At 40.0% G+C, this 18,432-nt stretch carries 16 protein-coding genes; 6 read left to right on the top strand and 10 right to left on the bottom strand.

Going from position 1 to position 18,432, the window contains the following annotated elements:
* The first annotated feature begins 132 nt into the window (after positions 1–132).
* Genes H5115_RS04665 through H5115_RS04645 form a run of 5 tightly spaced genes read left to right on the top strand, consistent with a single transcriptional unit; the run spans position 133 to position 7,796 of the window.
* Positions 133–1,494, top strand: coding sequence for a TolC family protein (locus H5115_RS04665; RefSeq protein WP_182753910.1), 1,362 nt, complete (start codon positions 133–135; stop codon positions 1,492–1,494).
* On the top strand, positions 1,491–2,636 hold the full coding sequence (locus H5115_RS04660) for an efflux RND transporter periplasmic adaptor subunit (RefSeq protein WP_182753908.1): 1,146 nt from the start codon (positions 1,491–1,493) through the stop codon (positions 2,634–2,636). The genes H5115_RS04665 and H5115_RS04660 overlap by 4 nt, the downstream gene beginning before the upstream one ends.
* Entirely contained in the window at positions 2,636–5,824 is a 3,189-nt protein-coding gene (locus tag H5115_RS04655; RefSeq protein ID WP_182753906.1) for an efflux RND transporter permease subunit, read from the top strand. Before H5115_RS04660 ends, H5115_RS04655 begins: the two co-directional genes overlap by 1 nt.
* Positions 5,824–6,507, top strand: coding sequence for a response regulator transcription factor (locus H5115_RS04650; protein WP_182753904.1), 684 nt, complete (start codon positions 5,824–5,826; stop codon positions 6,505–6,507). Before H5115_RS04655 ends, H5115_RS04650 begins: the two co-directional genes overlap by 1 nt.
* Positions 6,504–7,796, top strand: coding sequence for a HAMP domain-containing sensor histidine kinase (locus H5115_RS04645; protein WP_182753902.1), 1,293 nt, complete (start codon positions 6,504–6,506; stop codon positions 7,794–7,796). The genes H5115_RS04650 and H5115_RS04645 overlap by 4 nt, the downstream gene beginning before the upstream one ends.
* 254 nt (positions 7,797–8,050) lie before the next feature.
* On the opposite strand, the gene H5115_RS20190 is transcribed toward H5115_RS04645, so the two are convergent.
* From H5115_RS20190 to H5115_RS04630, 4 genes are all read right to left on the bottom strand, one after another.
* Positions 8,051–8,368: a hypothetical protein gene (locus H5115_RS20190; protein WP_259396327.1), complete on the bottom strand. Its 318-nt coding sequence runs from the start codon at positions 8,366–8,368 to the stop codon at positions 8,051–8,053.
* Between the two features lie 45 nt (positions 8,369–8,413).
* Positions 8,414–8,998 (bottom strand): esterase family protein, encoded by a 585-nt coding sequence (locus H5115_RS20185; RefSeq protein ID WP_259396326.1) that lies wholly within the window; start codon positions 8,996–8,998, stop codon positions 8,414–8,416.
* A 107-nt stretch (positions 8,999–9,105) separates the two neighbouring features.
* The gene (locus tag H5115_RS04635) at positions 9,106–9,963 is read right to left on the bottom strand and encodes an MBL fold metallo-hydrolase (RefSeq protein ID WP_182753900.1); all 858 of its coding nucleotides are present in this window, start codon (positions 9,961–9,963) and stop codon (positions 9,106–9,108) included.
* A 169-nt stretch (positions 9,964–10,132) separates the two neighbouring features.
* A complete protein-coding gene (locus H5115_RS04630) occupies positions 10,133–12,016 on the bottom strand; it encodes a propionyl-CoA synthetase (RefSeq protein ID WP_182753898.1) in 1,884 nt (627 codons plus the stop codon).
* Positions 12,017–12,202: 186 nt separating this feature from the next.
* Between H5115_RS04630 and H5115_RS04625 the strand changes: the two genes are divergently transcribed.
* Positions 12,203–12,604 carry an NUDIX hydrolase gene (locus tag H5115_RS04625; RefSeq protein ID WP_182753896.1) on the top strand — a complete coding sequence of 134 codons (402 nt, stop codon included), beginning with the start codon at positions 12,203–12,205 and terminating at the stop codon, positions 12,602–12,604.
* On the opposite strand, the gene H5115_RS04620 is transcribed toward H5115_RS04625, so the two are convergent.
* From H5115_RS04620 to H5115_RS04595, 6 genes are all read right to left on the bottom strand, one after another.
* On the bottom strand, positions 12,605–13,702 hold the full coding sequence (locus H5115_RS04620; RefSeq protein WP_182753894.1) for a polysaccharide lyase family 7 protein: 1,098 nt from the start codon (positions 13,700–13,702) through the stop codon (positions 12,605–12,607).
* Between the two features lie 252 nt (positions 13,703–13,954).
* The gene (locus H5115_RS04615) at positions 13,955–14,719 is read right to left on the bottom strand and encodes an ABC transporter substrate-binding protein (protein WP_182753892.1); all 765 of its coding nucleotides are present in this window, start codon (positions 14,717–14,719) and stop codon (positions 13,955–13,957) included.
* Between the two features lie 208 nt (positions 14,720–14,927).
* Positions 14,928–16,766 carry a DUF4105 domain-containing protein gene (locus H5115_RS04610; protein ID WP_182753890.1) on the bottom strand — a complete coding sequence of 613 codons (1,839 nt, stop codon included), beginning with the start codon at positions 16,764–16,766 and terminating at the stop codon, positions 14,928–14,930.
* A gap of 79 nt (positions 16,767–16,845) precedes the next feature.
* Entirely contained in the window at positions 16,846–17,328 is a 483-nt protein-coding gene (locus H5115_RS04605) for a DUF3015 domain-containing protein (RefSeq protein ID WP_182753888.1), read from the bottom strand.
* 170 nt (positions 17,329–17,498) lie between these two features.
* On the bottom strand, positions 17,499–17,888 hold the full coding sequence (locus H5115_RS04600) for a hypothetical protein (RefSeq protein ID WP_002962855.1): 390 nt from the start codon (positions 17,886–17,888) through the stop codon (positions 17,499–17,501).
* Entirely contained in the window at positions 17,885–18,190 is a 306-nt protein-coding gene (locus tag H5115_RS04595) for a hypothetical protein (protein ID WP_182753974.1), read from the bottom strand. Before H5115_RS04595 ends, H5115_RS04600 begins: the two co-directional genes overlap by 4 nt.
* Positions 18,191–18,432 lie beyond the last annotated feature (242 nt).

Here is an 18,432-nt window from a genome sequence, read left to right as displayed (position 1 = left end):
GATATAAAACATCTAAAGTGACTACTTTTTACTGTTAAATTAGCAACCCAATATTTAGATTAAATCATTTAACCTCTTCTTAACCCTCGACCTAATAAGCTATGTGTAATAGTACGAATTAGGCATAGTTCAATGGTTTATTTTAAAAAGCACTCAACCGGTTTTTTACTTGCACTTAGTTGCACACTTGCTGCATGTAGTAGTCAGCCAAGCTATCAAGGTAATAGTACTGAGCAGTCGCTAAAACAACATACAAACTGGCAGTACACGCAAAGTAACGCACAGCAAGTAAATTACATTACCGATTTGGTGGATATTGAAGGGCTTGATTCGCTTATTGAGCAAGCTGTTACTAATAACCCATCGTTTAATCAAGTGCATGTTGCATTAAAACTAGCTTATGCGCAGCGTGATGTAACCGCTGCAAGTCAGTGGTTTAGTGTAGATGCAGGATTTGACGCGCAGCGCAGTGAAACCGAAGGCACGCAATATAGCTCATCAGTAGGTATAAGCTGGGAAGCCGATATATGGAAAAAAATTGCTGACAACGTAGCCGCGCAAGATATGACTATTGCCAGTAACCAAGCTACTTATCAAGGCGCTAAAGACACATTAGTAGCGAGTGTTATTCGTACTTATTTAAATATTATTTTGCAGCAAAATTTGCTCGATATAGAGAAGCAACGTTTAGTTGTTTTACAAAATAATGAGCAAAGTATTGTAGAGCGCTACCAATATGGGTTAGGTGATTTAGAAGCGCTTGATACCGCCCGTACTAGCACGGCATCTACCCGCGCGACCATTGCCGATTACAAAGAACAAATAGCAAAAGCAAAGCGTGCTTTAATGCTAATTGTAGGCACTGATAAACTTCAAAACCTGCCAAGTACATCAACTCTACCAAGCGTTATTGAGCCATTAAGTACATTACCAGAGCAAGATTTAGCGCGCCGACCTGACTTACAAAGTGCCTATTACAACATTCAGGCAAAGCATTACTTGGTTGATGTATCGTACAAAGAGCTACTACCGAGTATTTCGCTTTCGGCATCACTGAGTGATTTAGCAAGCACGCCAAGCCAAGCATTATTAACCAGCCCAATGTGGAGTTTATTAGGCAGTTTAAGTGCCCCTTTATTTGAAGGTGGAGCACTGCGTGCGCAAGTTGATATTGCAAAATTAAATGCCGAGCAAGCGTTTTGGCAGTACCAAGATACGCTGCTAAGTGCGGTAAACGAAGTTGAAAATGCACTCGGGCAGGAGCAATCATTAACCGAGCAGCAACTGCAAATTAGCAATGCACTTGCTAGCGCTAAACGCAGCTTTAGTAACTATCAAAGTAAGTATCAACAAGGTTTGGTTGATATTTTAGATTTGCTAACAGTGCAACAAAAAGTATACGACCTGCAAGCCCAGCTTAGCCAAATAAACTACACCCTTTTAACTAACCGCATAGATTTAGGCCTCGCTTTGGGCCTTGGAGTATCGTCATGAAAATTTCGCCAACACCGGTTGTTGTAACGCTTGTTGCTATTGTTTGTATAGGGCTTGCTATTGTGTATAACGGTCAAAAAATGGCTGAAAAAGCAAATAGTCCACAACCTGCCGCTATTAAAGCTATTGCCCCAAATGTATCGGTAATTAATGCAGCTCCGAGCACTTATCAGGCTTATGTTAGCGGCCACGGTGAAGCTAAAGCGCATTGGTCACTTAGCTTAAAAGCACAAGTTAAAGGCGAAGTAACTAGTATGAGCGAACAATTTGCGACCGGTAACTTAATAACTAAAGGCCAAGTGTTTGCACAAATTGATGACACCGAATACTTACAAGCTCTAGCTAGCGCAAAAGCAACATTGGCTGATGCAAAACTAGCACTGCAAGAAGAACAAGATTTAGGTAATCAAGCAAAACGTGAATGGGATCGCTCAGGCGTTACGCAAGCGCCAAGTTCGCCGCTTGTATTTAGAACGCTACAATTAGAAGCCGCGCAAGCTACACTCGATAAAGCACAATATGCACTTAAAACCGCACAGCGTGATGTAAATAACACCCAGTTAAGTGCACCATTTGACGCTGTTATTTTATCGCGCGATATAGATTTAGGTACTTATGTGAGTATTGGCGATACGCTTGCCACGCTAAACAGTACCGACAAAATAGAAATAACCGTGCCGCTTTCATTAAACCAGTGGCAAAACCTAGCAAATAATAAATCAGGCGATGTTATTTTAACTGATGTAACCACTAATACTAAATGGAATGGTTATATTGCACGTTTTGAGCAACACCTTGATGACAGTTCGCGTCAGCGCAGCGTAATTGTCGCCTTAGATAAACCGTTTGAGCAAGCAACGCCGTTACTGCCTGGCACATTTTTAGCGGTAGAAATTGCCGGTAAGCAGTTAAGTAACGTAATTAAATTACCTGCATCTGCGGTATCTCAAGATGGTTCAATTTGGTACGTAAATGATCAAAACAACTTAGTAAGCATACAAGCCAATAAAGTATTTGAGCGTGGTGATTACGTATATATTTCGCCAGTTGCAGAGCAAAGTACTTTAAAAGTAGTAACGCGCCCATTAGTAAGTTACCTAAGCGATATGAAAGTAAATCCAATTGTTGAGGAGATACAATAATGAGCCCTCATCAACCACCTCAAATACCCAGTAATAATAACCCGCTGCACGGTATTATTAATTGGTTTGCAAATAACTCTGTTGCCGCTAACTTATTGTTAGTTAGTGTGATTGTAATGGGTATTATGTCGCTTACGACTTTACGTAAAGAGGCTTTTCCGAGTTTAGAGCCAGATACTATTTCGGTATCGGTGGTTTACGACAGTGGCGATGCATTGCAAGCCGAAGAAGGAATAGCGTTAAAAATTGAAGAAGCGCTCGAAACCGTATCAGGTATTAAACGTATTACCTCTACATCCGATGCTAGCGGCAGCCATGTAAGCATTGAAAAAAGTACTGATTACTCACTCGATGAGTTACTTGTTGACGTTAAAAACCAAGTTGACGCTATTAATAACTTTCCGGCAGATGCTGAGCAACCTGTTATTGATAAAGCCCGTAGGCAAGATCATGCATTAACGCTGCAACTTTTTGGGGATGCCGATCGCTATACATTACAAAACCTGGGCGAAAAACTTAAAGCCGATTTATTAGCGCAATCAGGCATTAGTGACGTAGAGCAATCGGGTGTGCTCGACCCGATGATGTCCATAGAAATCGACGAAGGTAAATTACAAGCTTATGGCTTAACTATTAGTGATGTAAGTGAGGTCATTAATAATGAGTCATCAAGCCCGCTTTCGACTAGTTTGCGCGATAGCAGTAAAATTATACGCTTAAAAGCCGCCGACCAAGCTTACTGGCAGCGCGACTTTGCCAATATTGTTTTACTCACTACAGCATCTGGCGCACAAATCAAATTAGGTGATGTTGCTATTGTTAGCGACAGTTTTTCTGAAGATAACAACTCACTAAGTCGTTATAACCAACAAAATGCCGTAGGCGTTGAAATATTAATGGGTGATAACAGCGACATAATCACCATTGTTGAGCAGGCTAATAATGTAATAAAAACGTGGCACGAAAGTGGTTTATTACCTCAAAATGTAGAGCTTGAAAGCTGGAATGACAAAAGCACCATGATCACTGAGCGTTTATCGCTACTTACTAAAAACGCGGTGACCGGTATTATTATGGTGTTTGTAATACTTGCCATATTTTTAAACGTACGCGTAGCGCTATGGGTGGCTGGTGGCTTGCCATTTGTATTTTTTGGTACGCTTTATTTTATGACCGATGGCTACACCGCACTAACCATAAACGAAATGACCACCTTTGGCTTTATTATGGCGCTGGGCATAGTGGTAGACGATGCCGTTGTTGTAGGAGAGAGTATTTACACCACACGTGAAAAACATGGCGATACATTAAATAATACAGTTTTAGGCACCATGAAGGTTGCTGTGCCAACAATATTTGGGGTGTTAACCACCGTTGCCGCGTTTGTGGCGCTTTCGAATGTGTCAGGTAACTTAGGTAAAATTTACTCTCAATTTGCCACTGTAGTGACCATTTGTTTACTGCTTTCAGTTGTTGAATCAAAACTTATTTTACCCTCGCATTTAGCCCACATTAGTACTAAACGCCAAGTTAAAAAAGGCTTAGCAGGTCTGTGGTCAAAAATACAACATGGTGCTGATAGCGGCTTAAGCTGGTTTAGCAAAAACATTTACTGCAAGGTTATTGAATTTTCACTGCGCTTTAGATACGCCGTAGTGGCTGCGTTTATCGCCTTTTTTATATTAGTTATTGGCATGCCGATGACAGGCACAGTTAAAGTTGGTTTTTTCCCAAGTATTGCAGGCGACACTGTAACAGCCGATTTAGTTATGCAAAACGACGCCGCTTATGGGCAAACAAACACAAACTTATTAACGCTTGAGCAAAGTGCATTACAAGCAGAGCAAAACTTAATGACTAAGTTGAGTTCTGACAAAAGCGAAATAACCAGCCTACAAGTCATTAGTAGCAGCGACACCAGCGGTGAAGTAAGTGTTGAGCTATTAAACGAAGGCGCTTTTACAGCAAGCGAATTTGCTCAAGAGTGGCAGCGCGTAGCAGGTAGCCTTGAGGGCAGTAAAAAATTACAAATATTAGCCACGCGTAAAATGGTTGATAACTTTAAAGTTGAGCTTAAAGCGTGGGACGACGAAACCGTAATGGCGGCGGGCGCACTATTTAAGGAGCGCTTACAAAATACCGCAGGCGTTAACGGAATAGACGACAACTTAAACCCAGGTCAGCCACAGCTTAAATTTACCCTAAATGCACAAGGGCGCGCGCTTGGCATGGATACAGCCAGTTTATCAAAGCAAGTACTGCAAGCCTTTGGTGGTGCAGTTGTACAGCGCTACCAACGTAATAAAGACGAAGTTAAAGTACGTGTACGCTACCCAGAAGATGCTCGTAAAACACCTGCCGATATAATGCAGTCGCGTATTCGCCTACCCGATGGCACGGTTGTCCCTTTAGTTAACGTAGCCACAGTAAGCAGTGAATATCAGCAAGATGAAATAACCCGCATTGATGGACTTCGTGCAATTTATTTAAGCGCCCAAGTGGATAAAAACGTGATTGCTCCAAACGAGTTAGTTGCTAACTTAAAGCGCGACTTAATTCCTGAGTTAACACAGCAATTTCCTAACTTAAGTGTGTATTTTGCAGGAGAGGCAGAGCAACAAAGCGAAACCACCAGCTCAATGAGCACTATGTTTGTAGCCGCTTTATTAGTTATTTATGTGTTGCTGGCTATTCCGCTTAAATCGTACATTCAACCTATGTTGATTATGGTAGCAATTCCGTTTGGCATTGTGGGCGCTATTTTAGGACATTGGTGGAACGACTTAACCATTAGTATATTGTCGTTAAATGGTATTTTGGCGCTCAGTGGGGTAGTTGTAAACGACAGCTTATTACTTGTTTCACGCTTTAACGAACTAGTAAAAGAAGAGGGCATGAGCACGCACGATGCCATAGTTGAGTCGTGTACGAGCCGATTACGTGCGGTATTACTTACCTCAATTACGACGTACGCAGGCTTAGTGCCGCTACTTAGCGAAACCTCAATGCAGGCACAGTTTTTAATCCCTGCTGCGGCATCACTTGGCTACGGTATTTTGTTTGCCACGGTTATTACCTTAATACTTATACCGGCATTATTGATGATTCAAACCGATGCTAAGCGTGGTATTGATGCTGTGCTAATATCGCTAGGTGCTAAAAATAAAACGCAGGAAGTAGCCTCTTAATGATAAACGTACTACTGGTTGAAGACGACATAGACTTGGCAACCACCATTGTTGATTATCTCGAAATTGAGTCAATAGAGTGTGACCATGCAAGCAATGGCGTAATGGGTTTAAATTTAATAGAACGTAATCAATATCAAATGATTATATTAGATGTAAACATGCCCAAAATGGACGGTTTAACCATGTGTAAAACATTGCGTGAGCAAGGCATTGATATACCTGTATTAATGCTGACAGCGCGCGATAGCCTCGACAATAAGCTTGAGGGGTTTGCAGCCGGTAGTGACGACTATTTAGTAAAACCATTTGCGATGAAAGAGCTAGTAGCGCGGGTTCAAGTATTAGCAAAGCGTAAAAGTGGAGAGGTTAAGCGACTTACATTTGCTAATTTAACACTTAATTTAACCGCGCATACAGCAACAGTGGAAGAGCACAGTTTAAAGTTATCACCCATTACTTTTAAGTTATTAGAAGTGCTTGTACGAGAGCAGCAAAAACCGGTAACCCGACAGGTAATTATGCAAGCAATATGGGGAGACGAACAGCCAGACAGCAATAGCTTAAAAGTTCATATTCATCATTTGCGTAAACAGCTAGAGCAAGCGCATTGCCAAGCCGTACTAGAAACAATACCCAGTATAGGGTTTGCGCTAAAATTAAAAAATGGGACACAAGCATGAAAATTAGACCCAGCCTGAGGTTGTATTTTTTTGCCACCATGGTGCTTTTAAGTTCGTTAATGGCAATTGGCTTTTCGTTTTTAAGTGTTAATTATTTTATTGATGGCTTAGACCGAGGGTTAAATGGCGTAATGCATGCGCTTTCGCAATCTACTGAGGTTAAAAACGGTGAACCTGCAGAAATGATTGGCTTTAAAATAGCGAGTCGCTGGGAAGACATGCCAAGCGAAATTCAGCAACGCTTTACAAAGCCTACAGAGATAGGCGTATTGCAAAAAAGCAAAGTAAAACCATCGTTTTTTTCAATGCCGGAAGACCTCTATTTTGTAGCGTATTTTCAAAACCCTGCAGGGGAGCCCCGTTACGTATCACGTATTATGCTTGAAAAAGAGCGCCTTAAAAAACAAAGCTCACCCGATAAACCTATAAAAAAGTTGGCATGGATAGCGTTAACAGGGGTTACGGCAATTGCTTTATTTACCTTCTTTTTGTTTATGGTAATGAAAAAAATAGCTAAGCCAGTTGAATCACTACGTGGTTGGGCTAAGTCGTTAAATCAAAATAATTTACAAAACACGCCGCCCGACTTTACCTATAACGAACTAAATACCTTGGCAACGTTAATACGCAGTAGCTTGCTTTCTGCTCACGACAGCCTTGAGCGAGAACAGCGCTTTTTAAGTTATGCGAGCCACGAGTTACGTACACCAATTTCGGTTATTCGCAGCAACGTTGAGTTACTGAACCGCTTAAGCGAAAAAGCGCCTTTAAGCGATAAACAGCAACTTACACTGCAGCGAATAGAGCGCGCCGGTTTAACCATGAGCGATTTAACCGAGACGTTATTGTGGCTTAGCAGAAATGACGACCAGCAAAGTGCACCAGAGCCTGTAAACCTAGCCGAAAAAATAACGACCTTGAGTAATGAACTCGATTATTTACTCAATTCAAAACAAGTTGATGTACTTATAAATACCGATAACCAAAGTACAACTATTAATACCGAAGCCACCGCATGCCACATTGTGCTTACTAACTTAATACGTAATGCGTATCAGCATACGCAACAAGGGCAAGTGCGAATTACTCAGCAGGGTAGCCGTGTAATTATAGTAAATAGCAGCGAACAAACTGAAACGCCACACAGTGCTAATAACACAAACAAGCCTGCTAACATTGGCTACGGTTTAGGGTTGGAGTTAAGCGAAAAAATAATAAAACGACACGGTTGGGTATACGAAGTAAACGACATGCCTGGGCGTTATGAAGTGGTGGTCGATTTTAGTTAATACGCTTTTTTATGATTAATGATGGGGCGTATTACTTATAATACCAATCCGCAATAATACTTAATCATTTTGAGGGGCTAAACGTGTCGCTATCAGCGTTAAAAAATTCTCATTTATGACTGCATGGATGCAGAAGGTAGAGCAATGCAGGAGCAATTGCCGAGAACAACTAAATAGCGAATTTTTTGCCTAGCTATCAACACGTTTCCCATCCTCAAAATAGATCACTTAATTAAGCCGATTGGTATAAATGATTACTCGGGGGCAGCTTGCTTGGTTTTTCTAAACATAAACTCAAGGGGAATATGTAAGCGTTTGGCCCATGCGTTTTCGGTGTGTTCTTCCCCAGGGAAGTACTGACTTTGCCAAAGTTTTGCTGGGTATTTTTGCGCCATAAATAAATCATCAATTTGCGCTTGTAACTTAGGGTACATGGCATCTAAGGTGCTATCGCCATAATCAAAATACACTTTTTGGTTACTTAGCTTTGTGATGTTGTTGGCAATGTAGTTTTTAAACTGGGCAAATACTTCGTCATCGTGGCTAAAAATACCTGGCCAGTGGGTCGACATACAAATAGCGCCGGCAAATTCGTTAGGGTAATTAAGCAGTGTGTACTACGATATTAGCCCACCCATGCTAGAGCCACCAATATAACGGTGCTGCGCGCCTTTGTTTACGTTGTAGTTAGACTCAATATAAGGAATAACTTCTTTGACTAAAAAGCGTGAGTAGTTATCTGAGTAAACCTTAGAGGCAAATAACTTATGGCCTGGGTGTTTTTCTAACTGGTAAAGGGCGTTTTGCTTTTGCTTGCTTAAGGCCTCAAACGGTTGTTGTGGGTAGTATTCGCTGTGGCGGTTTTCTACGGCGTTTGGAATGCCTACCACAACAAATGGGCGTACTTTGCCTTGCTCTATTAATGTGCCGGCTACTTCATCTACGCGCCATTCTTGCTTGTTCCATGTGCTATTTGCATCAAATAACATGCGGCCATCATGTATGTAGAGCACGTCATAGGTGGTGTTTTTGTTGTAACCTGGCGGTAGCCAAACATTTAAAAAGCGGTTTTTTACAAACTGTGATTCTATATTATCGATCACCTCAATTTGGCCTTTACTTACTTGCACGGTGGCCGTGTTTGCATAGCTGGTATGTACTACAAATATTAATAAGCTAAACAGTAAAGAAACTAATTTCATGGTGGCGCCTTAGCATACAAAAAGTGCACTATCACAAGCTTGCACTGTTAATTCAATGTGAATACGTATGCATTTGTATTCAAGCAACAAATGCACACGCATACAATTTATAAATCGCTGCGCCAGCCCATGCCGGATTCTTCCATGAGGCGCTCGTATACCCCTTCAATATTAAGTGGCAGCCAGGCTTGGTATTGCTTTAAATCTGAAAATTCATCGAGCTTAACGTTTTGTTTTATTTGCTCTAGGCTTTGCCCTGCAAGCGCTGCCGCGGTTACTTGGCTGTAAAGCTGCTCTATATAGTTTAAGTAACGTGCTACATCGGCTTTATTACCCATATCGGCATGTCCGCCTACAAAGGTATTAAAGTCGTATTTGAGTACCGCTTGGGTTGAATTAATCATGCCTTGAATATCGTAACTCCACAGTTTTTGCCATGGCATTCTGCCAATAACAATCCAATCAACTACAAATAGAATTTTTTGCTTTTCGAATAATATACTAACCGAACCACGACCATCGTTTGGACCATGGTAGTTAAGCTTTACTGTGGAATCACCAAGGGTAAGTAGTAGCTCGTTATCAAAAGTAAGGCTGGGCGTTATTGTTTTCATTTGCGTGTTTTTAATATCTTGCGCAGCGAGTTTATGCGCTACAAACGTGGTGTGCGGGCTTTTAAATACCTCGGCGCCGTATATATGATCGCTGTGATTATGGCTATAAATTACATACTTTACCGGTACGTTATAGCGGGTTTTAATTTGCTCGTTTAACCAAGTGGCGGCTTTTTTATTAAGCGGGTCGGTAACAATTGCGCCCTCAGCAGTGATTAAAAATACTGAGCGGTGTCTGTCGTCTACAAAGCGGTGTAAGCCATCTCCTAAGTCTTCTATTTCATAGGCTTGTGTGGCAAAGCCTATAAACAATAGGGCTGTGGTTAATAGTTTTTGTAGCAAGCGGGGCATACACCATTCCTTTTTAAATTGATTAAATTAATAACGCTATTAAAAGAAGAAAGCATTAAGCCGTAAAAAATTTCAGCTATTGGTTAAATTAAAGCTTAAGTAAAAGGATCAAATATAAGGATGAAATAAAAAGCCATTATAAAAATGGCTTTAGATAGGTTGGTTGGGTTTATCTTTGTGTTAGTTGTTGGTTTATTTCTTCAAAGATACTGGCATCATCTATGGTTGAAGGTATTTGTAGCTCTTCGCCATCAACCAATTGGCGCAAATTTTTACGCAGTATTTTACCCGAGCGTGTTTTGGGCAACCTATCTACGCTAACTATATTTTTAAGGCACGCAATAGCGCCAATCTGATTACGAACACTTAAAACAAGCGCTTCTTCCACGTCGGTACTTGAGCCCATAAAATCATTTTTAAGCACGATCATTCCCATAGGAAGTTGCCCCTTTAGAGGATCGTTCACACCAAAAACAGCGCATTCAGCAACAGCAGGGTGCGCGGCTACTATCTCTTCCATTTCGCCAGTAGAAAGCCTATGTCCTGCTACATTTATAACGTCGTCGGTTCTGCCCATAATAAATAGGTAGCCGTCTTCATCAATATAACCACCATCGCCAGATAAATAATAACCCTCGTATTCATTTAGGTAGCTTGCTTTAAAGCGCGGGGTATCTTGCCAAATTGTTGGTAGGCAACCCGGTGGAAGTGGCAGTTTAATTACCACGGCGCCTTGCTCGTTAGCTGCGCATTCATTGCCATCCATATCTAATATTCGCACGTCAAAACCTGGAGTAGGCACGGTAGAGCTGCCAGGTTTTGTTGCTAAGTACTCAAGCCCTACAGGGTTACAAGCAATAGCCCAGCCGGTTTCTGTTTGCCACCAATGATCGAGCACTGGCAGTTTGGTTTTTTCTTTAAGCCACTCGTAAGTGGGAGGGTCCAACCGCTCGCCAGCTAAAAATAAACGTTTTAAGCTTGAGGTATCGTATTGATTAAAACCATCGGCATTTGGATCTTCTTTTTTGATTGCTCTAAAGGCGGTGGGGGCACTAAATAATGCATTTACTTTATATTCTTCTACCACGCGCCAAAATGCACTAGCATCGGGCGTTTTAACGGGTTTACCTTCATACAATACGGTCGCGCAGCGATACATTAGCGGTGCGTAAACTATATAAGAGTGCCCAACTACCCAGCCAATGTCAGACGCTGCCCAAAATACGTCGCCGGGCTTCATACCATAAACGGTTGCCATGCTGTATTGCATTGCCAATGCGTGACCGCCATTTTCGCGTACTACGCCTTTGGGTGTGCCTGTCGTGCCTGAGGTATATAAAATATAAAGCGGGTCATCTCCATTTACCGGCACCGGATCTGCGCTTGCAGCCGTTTGCATTGCCTGAGTCCAATCTATGTCTCGTTTAGGCTTAAGAGTGGCGGTTACTTGTGGACGCTGATAAATAACGCAGTATTCTACTTTATGCGCAGCTAATTCTATTGCGTTATCAATAAGTGGTTTGTATTCAATAACGCTGTTTACTTCAACACCGCATGAGGCGCTAAGTATAAGTTTGGGCTTGGCATCATCAATGCGTACAGCCAGTTCGTGTGCAGCAAACCCACCAAATACCACCGAATGAATAGCACCAAGGCGAGCGCACGCCAACATACCAATAACAGCTTGTGGGATCATTGGCATATAAATAACAACGCGGTCGCCTTTTGTAACGCCTAACGATTGCATTACTTCTGCAAATTTAGCAACTTCTTGTTGTAGTTGTGAGTAGCTATAAGTTTGCTTTGTATTAGTGACTGGAGAGTCGTAAATCAGTGCTGTTTGCTCGCCAAATCCGGCAATAACGTGTTGGTCTAGTGCTAAAAAACTGGTGTTTAATTGCCCGTCACTGAACCAATGGTAAAGCCCGTCGTCGTCTTGTGTGTATGCTTTTGTGGGGGTTTTATACCATGGAATATTTTTACTTTGTTCGAGCCAAAATTGGGCTGGGTTTTGTTTAAAGGCATTATATTGCTGTTTATATTCGCCTGACATGTAAGGCTCCTAAAGCTAAATTTGTGTGTGAGAGACCTTACAAAATGTAGGCTTTTTTTAACAAGCAAGCTATTCGACCTTGGTCGGCTAAAAGTTAATCAATGCACTGGTTTTAAAAATACAAAATTGACAATACAAAGCGTGTGGTTCAGCATGGCGGGCAGTAAAAATAAGAGAAAACACGATATGAGTAACGTAGTAAGAGTAGGGGTTGCGGTTATCATAAAGCACCAAAACACAATTTTACTAGGTGAGCGCATTGGCGCGCATGGTGCTAATACATGGGCAACACCTGGTGGACATTTAGAGTTTGGTGAAAGTGTTGATCAATGTGCAATACGAGAAGTGTTTGAAGAAACAGGTTTAAAGGTAAGTAAAATTACTAAGCTTGATTTTACCAATGATATTTTTACAGCAGAGAACAAACACTATATTACGTTGTATGTAAAAGCTGATTTTGAAGGCGGAGAGCCTGAGCTTAAAGAGCCTAATAAATGTTTAAAGTGGCGCTGGTGCGATATTAATAATCTACCAACGCCACTGTTTACAACACTAAAAAATTACTTATCTGAGGCTGTACTAGCCTAGTTATTTTGTTGGCGGTGTCGCTGGGCTTAACTCTAGTTTACTAAAGCTTACTTGAGCGTAATCGCCATTTTGTTTATCTGTAGTCCAATCGCCAGTACCTAAACAACCTGGGTACCAAATACCTTTCGCGCTTTTAGTACTACATTGGTTATAAGCGCCAGCTTTAAAGTAATGCCAATCAGCAGCGTAACCATGTGGATGGTCTTTTTTGTCCACTTTGCCATAAGCATCTACGTTATTACCTAAGTTAATAGAGTAGTTAACGTCTTCTTTGCCTTGTGCGCTAAATGTAAGGTGCATAACATTTTTATACACATTTACCGTGTAGCTAAATTCTTCACCTAGTGCAAGACCTGCACCGCCTGGCTCGTTAGGGTTTTCCCATGTATTACCCCAAACTGGGTAAGTAATGTCTGTACGATCAGGATTGGTTTTAGGTAAATTACGTTCGTAGTTCCAAAAAACTGAGCCTGTTTTATGTCCTGGCCATTTTTTGTAATATATTTTAAGTGGCTCATTGCCCCAGCCATAACCAAGCTTGGTATCAATAAGTGCCTGATCTTTACCTGCGTGAATTTGCCCTACAACAACCGAGTAAGCCGCTTTTTTATCAGGGTCGGTAGCACGTAGCGCAACGTGATCTACTTTTAACGTTGCTTCCATCTTTCCACCAACAGAACCAAATCGGTCAGATAGCGGGTGAACAGCTAAAGCAAAGTTGTTTTTAGAGTGTTTAGTTTTAATTTTAGTATTTGATCCACGGATCATTTGTCTAAGTTCACTACGGGTATTAGTAGAGTTAGCACTTGTAAGCGCTTTATTAGGCGAGGTAAATACCATGTAGCCTTTATCATCAAGATAGAAAAAATCAGGGTGTGCGTAAGTCTGAATTTCTTCTACATCTATTTCATCAATTTTACCGTCGTTGTTTAAATCCACTGGTACATTTATCTTCCAGTGTGATAAATCAAACTTTGTTGCAGGTACCGGCGCATCGCTTTGCTGATTAGTGCTTTGGGTACTTGAACAAGCCGTAAAAAGTAGAGGTGTGATAACGGCTAAAGCCGTAAGTTTAAATGTGGATATATTTTTTATCATTATTGTCTCTGTGTGATGAAGTAAAAATTGCGCGGTACAGGTGTCGCTTAATCTCAATCTAACATACCAATTTAAAAATTAAAACTTACCAATTTGTAGTTTTTTATAATTAATTGTTATTTCAATGATGGTATTTTGGTTAACCAATAGGGCTGGTTAACGTTATTATGTTATTTGAAATTGTTAAATAGAGGTGTTTATCATCATATTTGGTAGCGCTTGATGTTTGCTAATATACTTATTTAAATAGGTTTAATTTATAGAAGGAGGAAGAGGGAGTTGCCACTTTTTTAAGATGGCTTGGTATTCGCCACTTACTTTTATAGTTTTTAATGCCTGCGAGATTAAGTTTGCTGTTTGTTCGTCAATCTGATTATTAGCAGCAAAATAGAGTATTGAAGGAAAATCAGCTAAATGAAGTCGTTTAGTTATTAAGTCTGGGTCGAGCCCTGACATTTTTAGTTCATTATCTAAGGTAAGTGTATTCATAAGGACAAAGTCAGTTCTACCCTTATAAAGCATTTGCCATGCCTGCTGATAATAACTAGCTAGTATTAAATTTTTATCTTCTTCAAACCCCATTTTTATTAAATATTTGGCACTCAAATATCCACGAATAGTGCCTACTCTATAAAATTTTGCATGATTTAAATGAGTTACTTCGTCTTTGTGGCTTTTTAAACTAACTAGGTAGGCATCAGTAAAATATACCGCTCCTAACCATTTAAACTGACTTTGCCTAGCGGGAGTTTTTAATAAAGAGAGCATAATTGTGTTTGGATTAGCTGCTAGCTGATGAAAGGCTCGTGCCATTGGCATTATTTCAAATTTAGCTTGTAGCTTAGCTTCTCTTAAAACAGCTTTAGCAATATCAACAGAGGCTCCGTCAGCCTTGCCACTTTTGTTTTTAAAGTGGTAAGGGTGCAAATCTTCAGCAATAAAAGTAAGTGAGCTTACAGCCTCTACATTACTGCAAAAAGTAAAAGCGAAGATGCTAACGACAGCACGCAGGTACATAAAATAATCTTTTTAACTACAATTCCTTAAGTTTAAAGACTATTGTCTGAAATATATACTCAAATGTATGAAATAAGTAAATGAATAGGTATGTAGAGAGCCTATTGCATAATTAAAGAAGTGAAAAATTGAACGTGTATTGAGTAAAGTTTTATACACGACACAAGCGCTGTAAAAATAATTAAGCGCTTGTGGGTATATGCATTGATTAAAAGTAGTATTGAATTGCAAATTTAGCCGATGTACTACTTGTATACCAATGTTGGTTTTTAAGCTCAGTACGTATAGATAAATTACGTGATAAAGAGTAATTCCACTTTATTGCAAAGTCACTGTGTTTATCTGCTTGGCCATCTATTAACCATGTTATGTTTGCTGTAAGAGCGAGTTTATGACTGTTATTTATTTGCCATATTGCACCAGCTTCACTACCAATGCCTGTTGTTAGGTTGTCTGTTATGTCACCATTATTAAATTCAACTTGGCCAAGTAAATAGCCGTGTAACGTGTTTGGGTTACCGATTGATTTTCCGTATCCACCTTTAGCAAACCAACGGCCTTGTTGAATATTATTATTAGGCTGACGATCAAAGCCCATTTTAAAGTTCCAAGACCAGCTATCAAACACGCGGTTATCGGGTGCAAGTGACATAGCGTCTAATAAATAAAAATGCTCAAGTCGCGTGTTACCCTTATCGCTTATGGCACCTTCAATATCAAAAAAGCTAATTTGAGCACCAGGAATAAATCCAGCTGAGCTATCTAATAAATCATGGTATGCAAGGCGATACGCAAAGCTTGTTAAGTCACTTTGATGGGCATACTCAGTTCTTCCAAGCGTTACTTTAGAAGAGCCATGACCTTGCTCTGGAGAAGCAATAGGACGACTTGGCTTAGTAAATGGCGAAGCTACTTTATATTTGCTGCGCATTAGTAGTAGCTTAGTTAGTCGCGGTGCAATTTCTTCACGCTTTAATGCTTTATCGTAAAATTCAAAATTTAACCATTCATACGCCATTTCTAATATTGCGACTAATTGCGACTGTGAGTAATTACGAGTATTGAGGGAGCCACCTTGCATTAACTCTCTTGCATCATCAAGTTGTTCGTTAGTCATTTGAGTAGAGTAATGGTAAAGCTTAGTGCCAAAAGCAGGGCGGTAATTAGGTGTTTGTAGCAAGTTGTTATTTCTTAGTACTGCAACGGTATCTGATGGAATAGCTTGCATATTAAATGACGATGTTAAATCAAGGTCCTCTTGTGCAAGTTGTAATAATGCAAGTAATTGGTAAGAGCAGTTTTCATCAATAAAAAAGTAATCGAATGTAGCTAATTGTAGCTCCCATAAGTGCAATAAAATAAGCTCTACCTGTGGCTCAGATAAATTAAGTTTGTATTCCCAAATATCACGAGATTCTAAATCATTATATTCGCGTACTTTTTTATAGTACGGCATAAGTGAAAATTTACCAGGGTAGCTGCCAATCAAGCCTTTTAGTGCGTACATAGCTGCATTGTCTGAGCCGTCTGGTTCTGCTGCAAAATTAACTGCGAATGCGAGCAACTCTTTATGGCGAGTCTGATCTTTTGCATCAATACGAAGTAAGGTGTGGCCAAACATTGATGATGGGCTATTCATAAATGCAGTAGGAAAAACTAACGTAACCCCTTTAGGGTTTATTATTTTTTGCCATGCCTGAAGCTCTGGGCAATTAAGCGCGGGCCAGTTATTTTTAATTTTTGTTTTTAGCCATTTATAGCGTGCTGGAAACCGACAGCGAGATTGTGTTGTTTTTGGATCAGTATTTTTACCACTAAATGCGGCTATAGTGGCTTCAAGTTCATCCAGTGGACTTGTTTTACCTATAGGAGATAAAAAAAACTCAGCACTATCTACTTCACTTTTCCAACCATCTAATGTGGCCTCACGGTAATGACCTAATTTGAGCCAGTAAGGGTCGGTTGCTAAGGTGTCATTTTTAAAACTTTGAGCGTTTATGCAAGTACTAAACAGCGCAATTGATAAAACAAAGAATATTTTTTTCATAATCACTAAACAATAAAAGCCGCTAGAGAAATACTCCAGCGGCTTTATTTATACGTATAAAACCGGCTAATTTAGCTGATTAAGAAAGAGTATAAGAAGCAAGTTGTGCGTTACTTGCAAGAACAGTGTTTAGGTTTTCTAAAACTGTTTGCGAAGTTACGTTTTCAGAAGTAAATACTGAAGAAAACTGTGCTTGAGCAAGCGCGTTGAATGCTGCTTTATCTTGATCTGCAACACCCCAAGCTTCAGCTAGAGTAGCTAAAGTTTCGCCTTCACCTTTTGACATATCATGAGCAAGTTGCTCCATGTTACCGTCGATGAATAAAGCAATTTTTTCTGAAGACGTTACTGTACCAGTACCATCACAACCTAAAGTACCAAAAGTGATACCAAAAGTTTGGTTACCAGAAGTACCGTTTGTTGTAGCGCCTAAAATTTTAACGCCTTTACCTTGCTGGCCTGCAAATAACATAGAACCAAGACCACAACCAATATCTTGGTCAGCCATAGCATTTGAGAAAGGTAGTAAAGATAGTGCAGCTACTGCGATTAGTTTTTTCATTTTCATAAATCCATATATGATTGTCTTTATTTAGGGTAAATAAAGTTCGCGAAAGATTTTAACAGACTTGCAGAGAAAAAGAACAGCTTAAAACATGAATATTTTACACTCTAAATTCTCTACTATATTAAAGCGCATGCTGGGCGAAACTAGACCAGTTCAAAAATTTTTTATTGAACTGGTGGTGGTTTTTTACTTCTTGGGGCACCTAACAAAATACAGGTATGGCAAATACATACAGATAAAAATGCACTAATACCTAGTGCACCACCGTAGCCGTCAAGTTTTGGTACAAGAAATTCAAATAATATTGAAAACAAAACAGATGAGCTTGCTACGGTATAAATACCAAAGCGGTGCGGGGCGCTCATGCCAATAAATGTACCGCCAAAAAATATAATCGCGTATAAATCGGGGTTTAAATTCAATGCGCTAAAAATTAAGTAAGCAATAATAGAAAGTGAAGAGGATGCTCTTATACCATCAAAGCGACTATGTTTAGCTAAGTAAAACGTTAAAAAAGCACCAAGCAGTACAAGTAACGGGTATTCAATACTCATAGTACGATTCCTTTAGCTAATACAAAAAGTGCCACGCTTGCAAAAGCAACACTGCCAAGTTTGCCACCAAAGCCTGTAAACATATTTATAGTAAGCACATACAAACTTGAGCCAATGAGCGAAATAATAGCAATTTCCCAGTAACTGGTAATTAAATGGGTTGAGCACATACCGGCAAAGCTACCAGCATAAATTGCAGCATAAGGATGGTTTTTATAACGCACAGGAAAAGGAATAAAAGAGCCAATAAGCCCCGTTAGCGCGGCAGAGATTACTAAAGGCAGTGCAAAAGTAGTGTGCATAGCAAAGCAAGCTACAAAACCTAAAAAGAAAGTAATGAATTTTAAAAATAAGAATTTAATCATAGCGGCGCATTTTAAACTAATCCTTTTACGCTTTCTAATACTCTCTAACAAATAAACGTTATAAGTAATTACACATTCAAAAAGCGTGTTTTTTAAACTGTTTTTAGGTATTAAATATGCTTAATAGTACCGCTGTTAATGTTCTATAAATCACAATTTATGTATAATGGCGATAATTT

Origin of the sequence: Pseudoalteromonas sp. SR44-2 (genome assembly GCF_014163745.1) — a bacterium.
Lineage (GTDB): Bacteria > Pseudomonadota > Gammaproteobacteria > Enterobacterales > Alteromonadaceae > Pseudoalteromonas > Pseudoalteromonas distincta.
This window is presented reverse-complemented; position numbering and strand designations above follow the sequence as displayed.

Coding starts and splice junctions, on each gene's coding strand:
- H5115_RS04610 (WP_182753890.1), bottom strand. CDS start 16,766: ATGAAAAAAATATTCTTTGTTTTATCAATTGCGCTGTTTAGTACTTGC.
- H5115_RS20190 (WP_259396327.1), bottom strand. CDS start 8,368: ATGTCGACCCACTGGCCAGGTATTTTTAGCCACGATGACGAAGTATTT.
- H5115_RS04665 (WP_182753910.1), top strand. CDS start 133: ATGGTTTATTTTAAAAAGCACTCAACCGGTTTTTTACTTGCACTTAGT.
- H5115_RS04605 (WP_182753888.1), bottom strand. CDS start 17,328: ATGAAAAAACTAATCGCAGTAGCTGCACTATCTTTACTACCTTTCTCA.
- H5115_RS04625 (WP_182753896.1), top strand. CDS start 12,203: ATGAGTAACGTAGTAAGAGTAGGGGTTGCGGTTATCATAAAGCACCAA.
- H5115_RS20185 (WP_259396326.1), bottom strand. CDS start 8,998: ATGAAATTAGTTTCTTTACTGTTTAGCTTATTAATATTTGTAGTACAT.
- H5115_RS04655 (WP_182753906.1), top strand. CDS start 2,636: ATGAGCCCTCATCAACCACCTCAAATACCCAGTAATAATAACCCGCTG.
- H5115_RS04660 (WP_182753908.1), top strand. CDS start 1,491: ATGAAAATTTCGCCAACACCGGTTGTTGTAACGCTTGTTGCTATTGTT.
- H5115_RS04630 (WP_182753898.1), bottom strand. CDS start 12,016: ATGTCAGGCGAATATAAACAGCAATATAATGCCTTTAAACAAAACCCA.
- H5115_RS04600 (WP_002962855.1), bottom strand. CDS start 17,888: ATGAGTATTGAATACCCGTTACTTGTACTGCTTGGTGCTTTTTTAACG.
- H5115_RS04650 (WP_182753904.1), top strand. CDS start 5,824: ATGATAAACGTACTACTGGTTGAAGACGACATAGACTTGGCAACCACC.
- H5115_RS04620 (WP_182753894.1), bottom strand. CDS start 13,702: ATGATAAAAAATATATCCACATTTAAACTTACGGCTTTAGCCGTTATC.
- H5115_RS04595 (WP_182753974.1), bottom strand. CDS start 18,190: ATGCACACTACTTTTGCACTGCCTTTAGTAATCTCTGCCGCGCTAACG.
- H5115_RS04635 (WP_182753900.1), bottom strand. CDS start 9,963: ATGCCCCGCTTGCTACAAAAACTATTAACCACAGCCCTATTGTTTATA.
- H5115_RS04615 (WP_182753892.1), bottom strand. CDS start 14,719: ATGTACCTGCGTGCTGTCGTTAGCATCTTCGCTTTTACTTTTTGCAGT.
- H5115_RS04645 (WP_182753902.1), top strand. CDS start 6,504: ATGAAAATTAGACCCAGCCTGAGGTTGTATTTTTTTGCCACCATGGTG.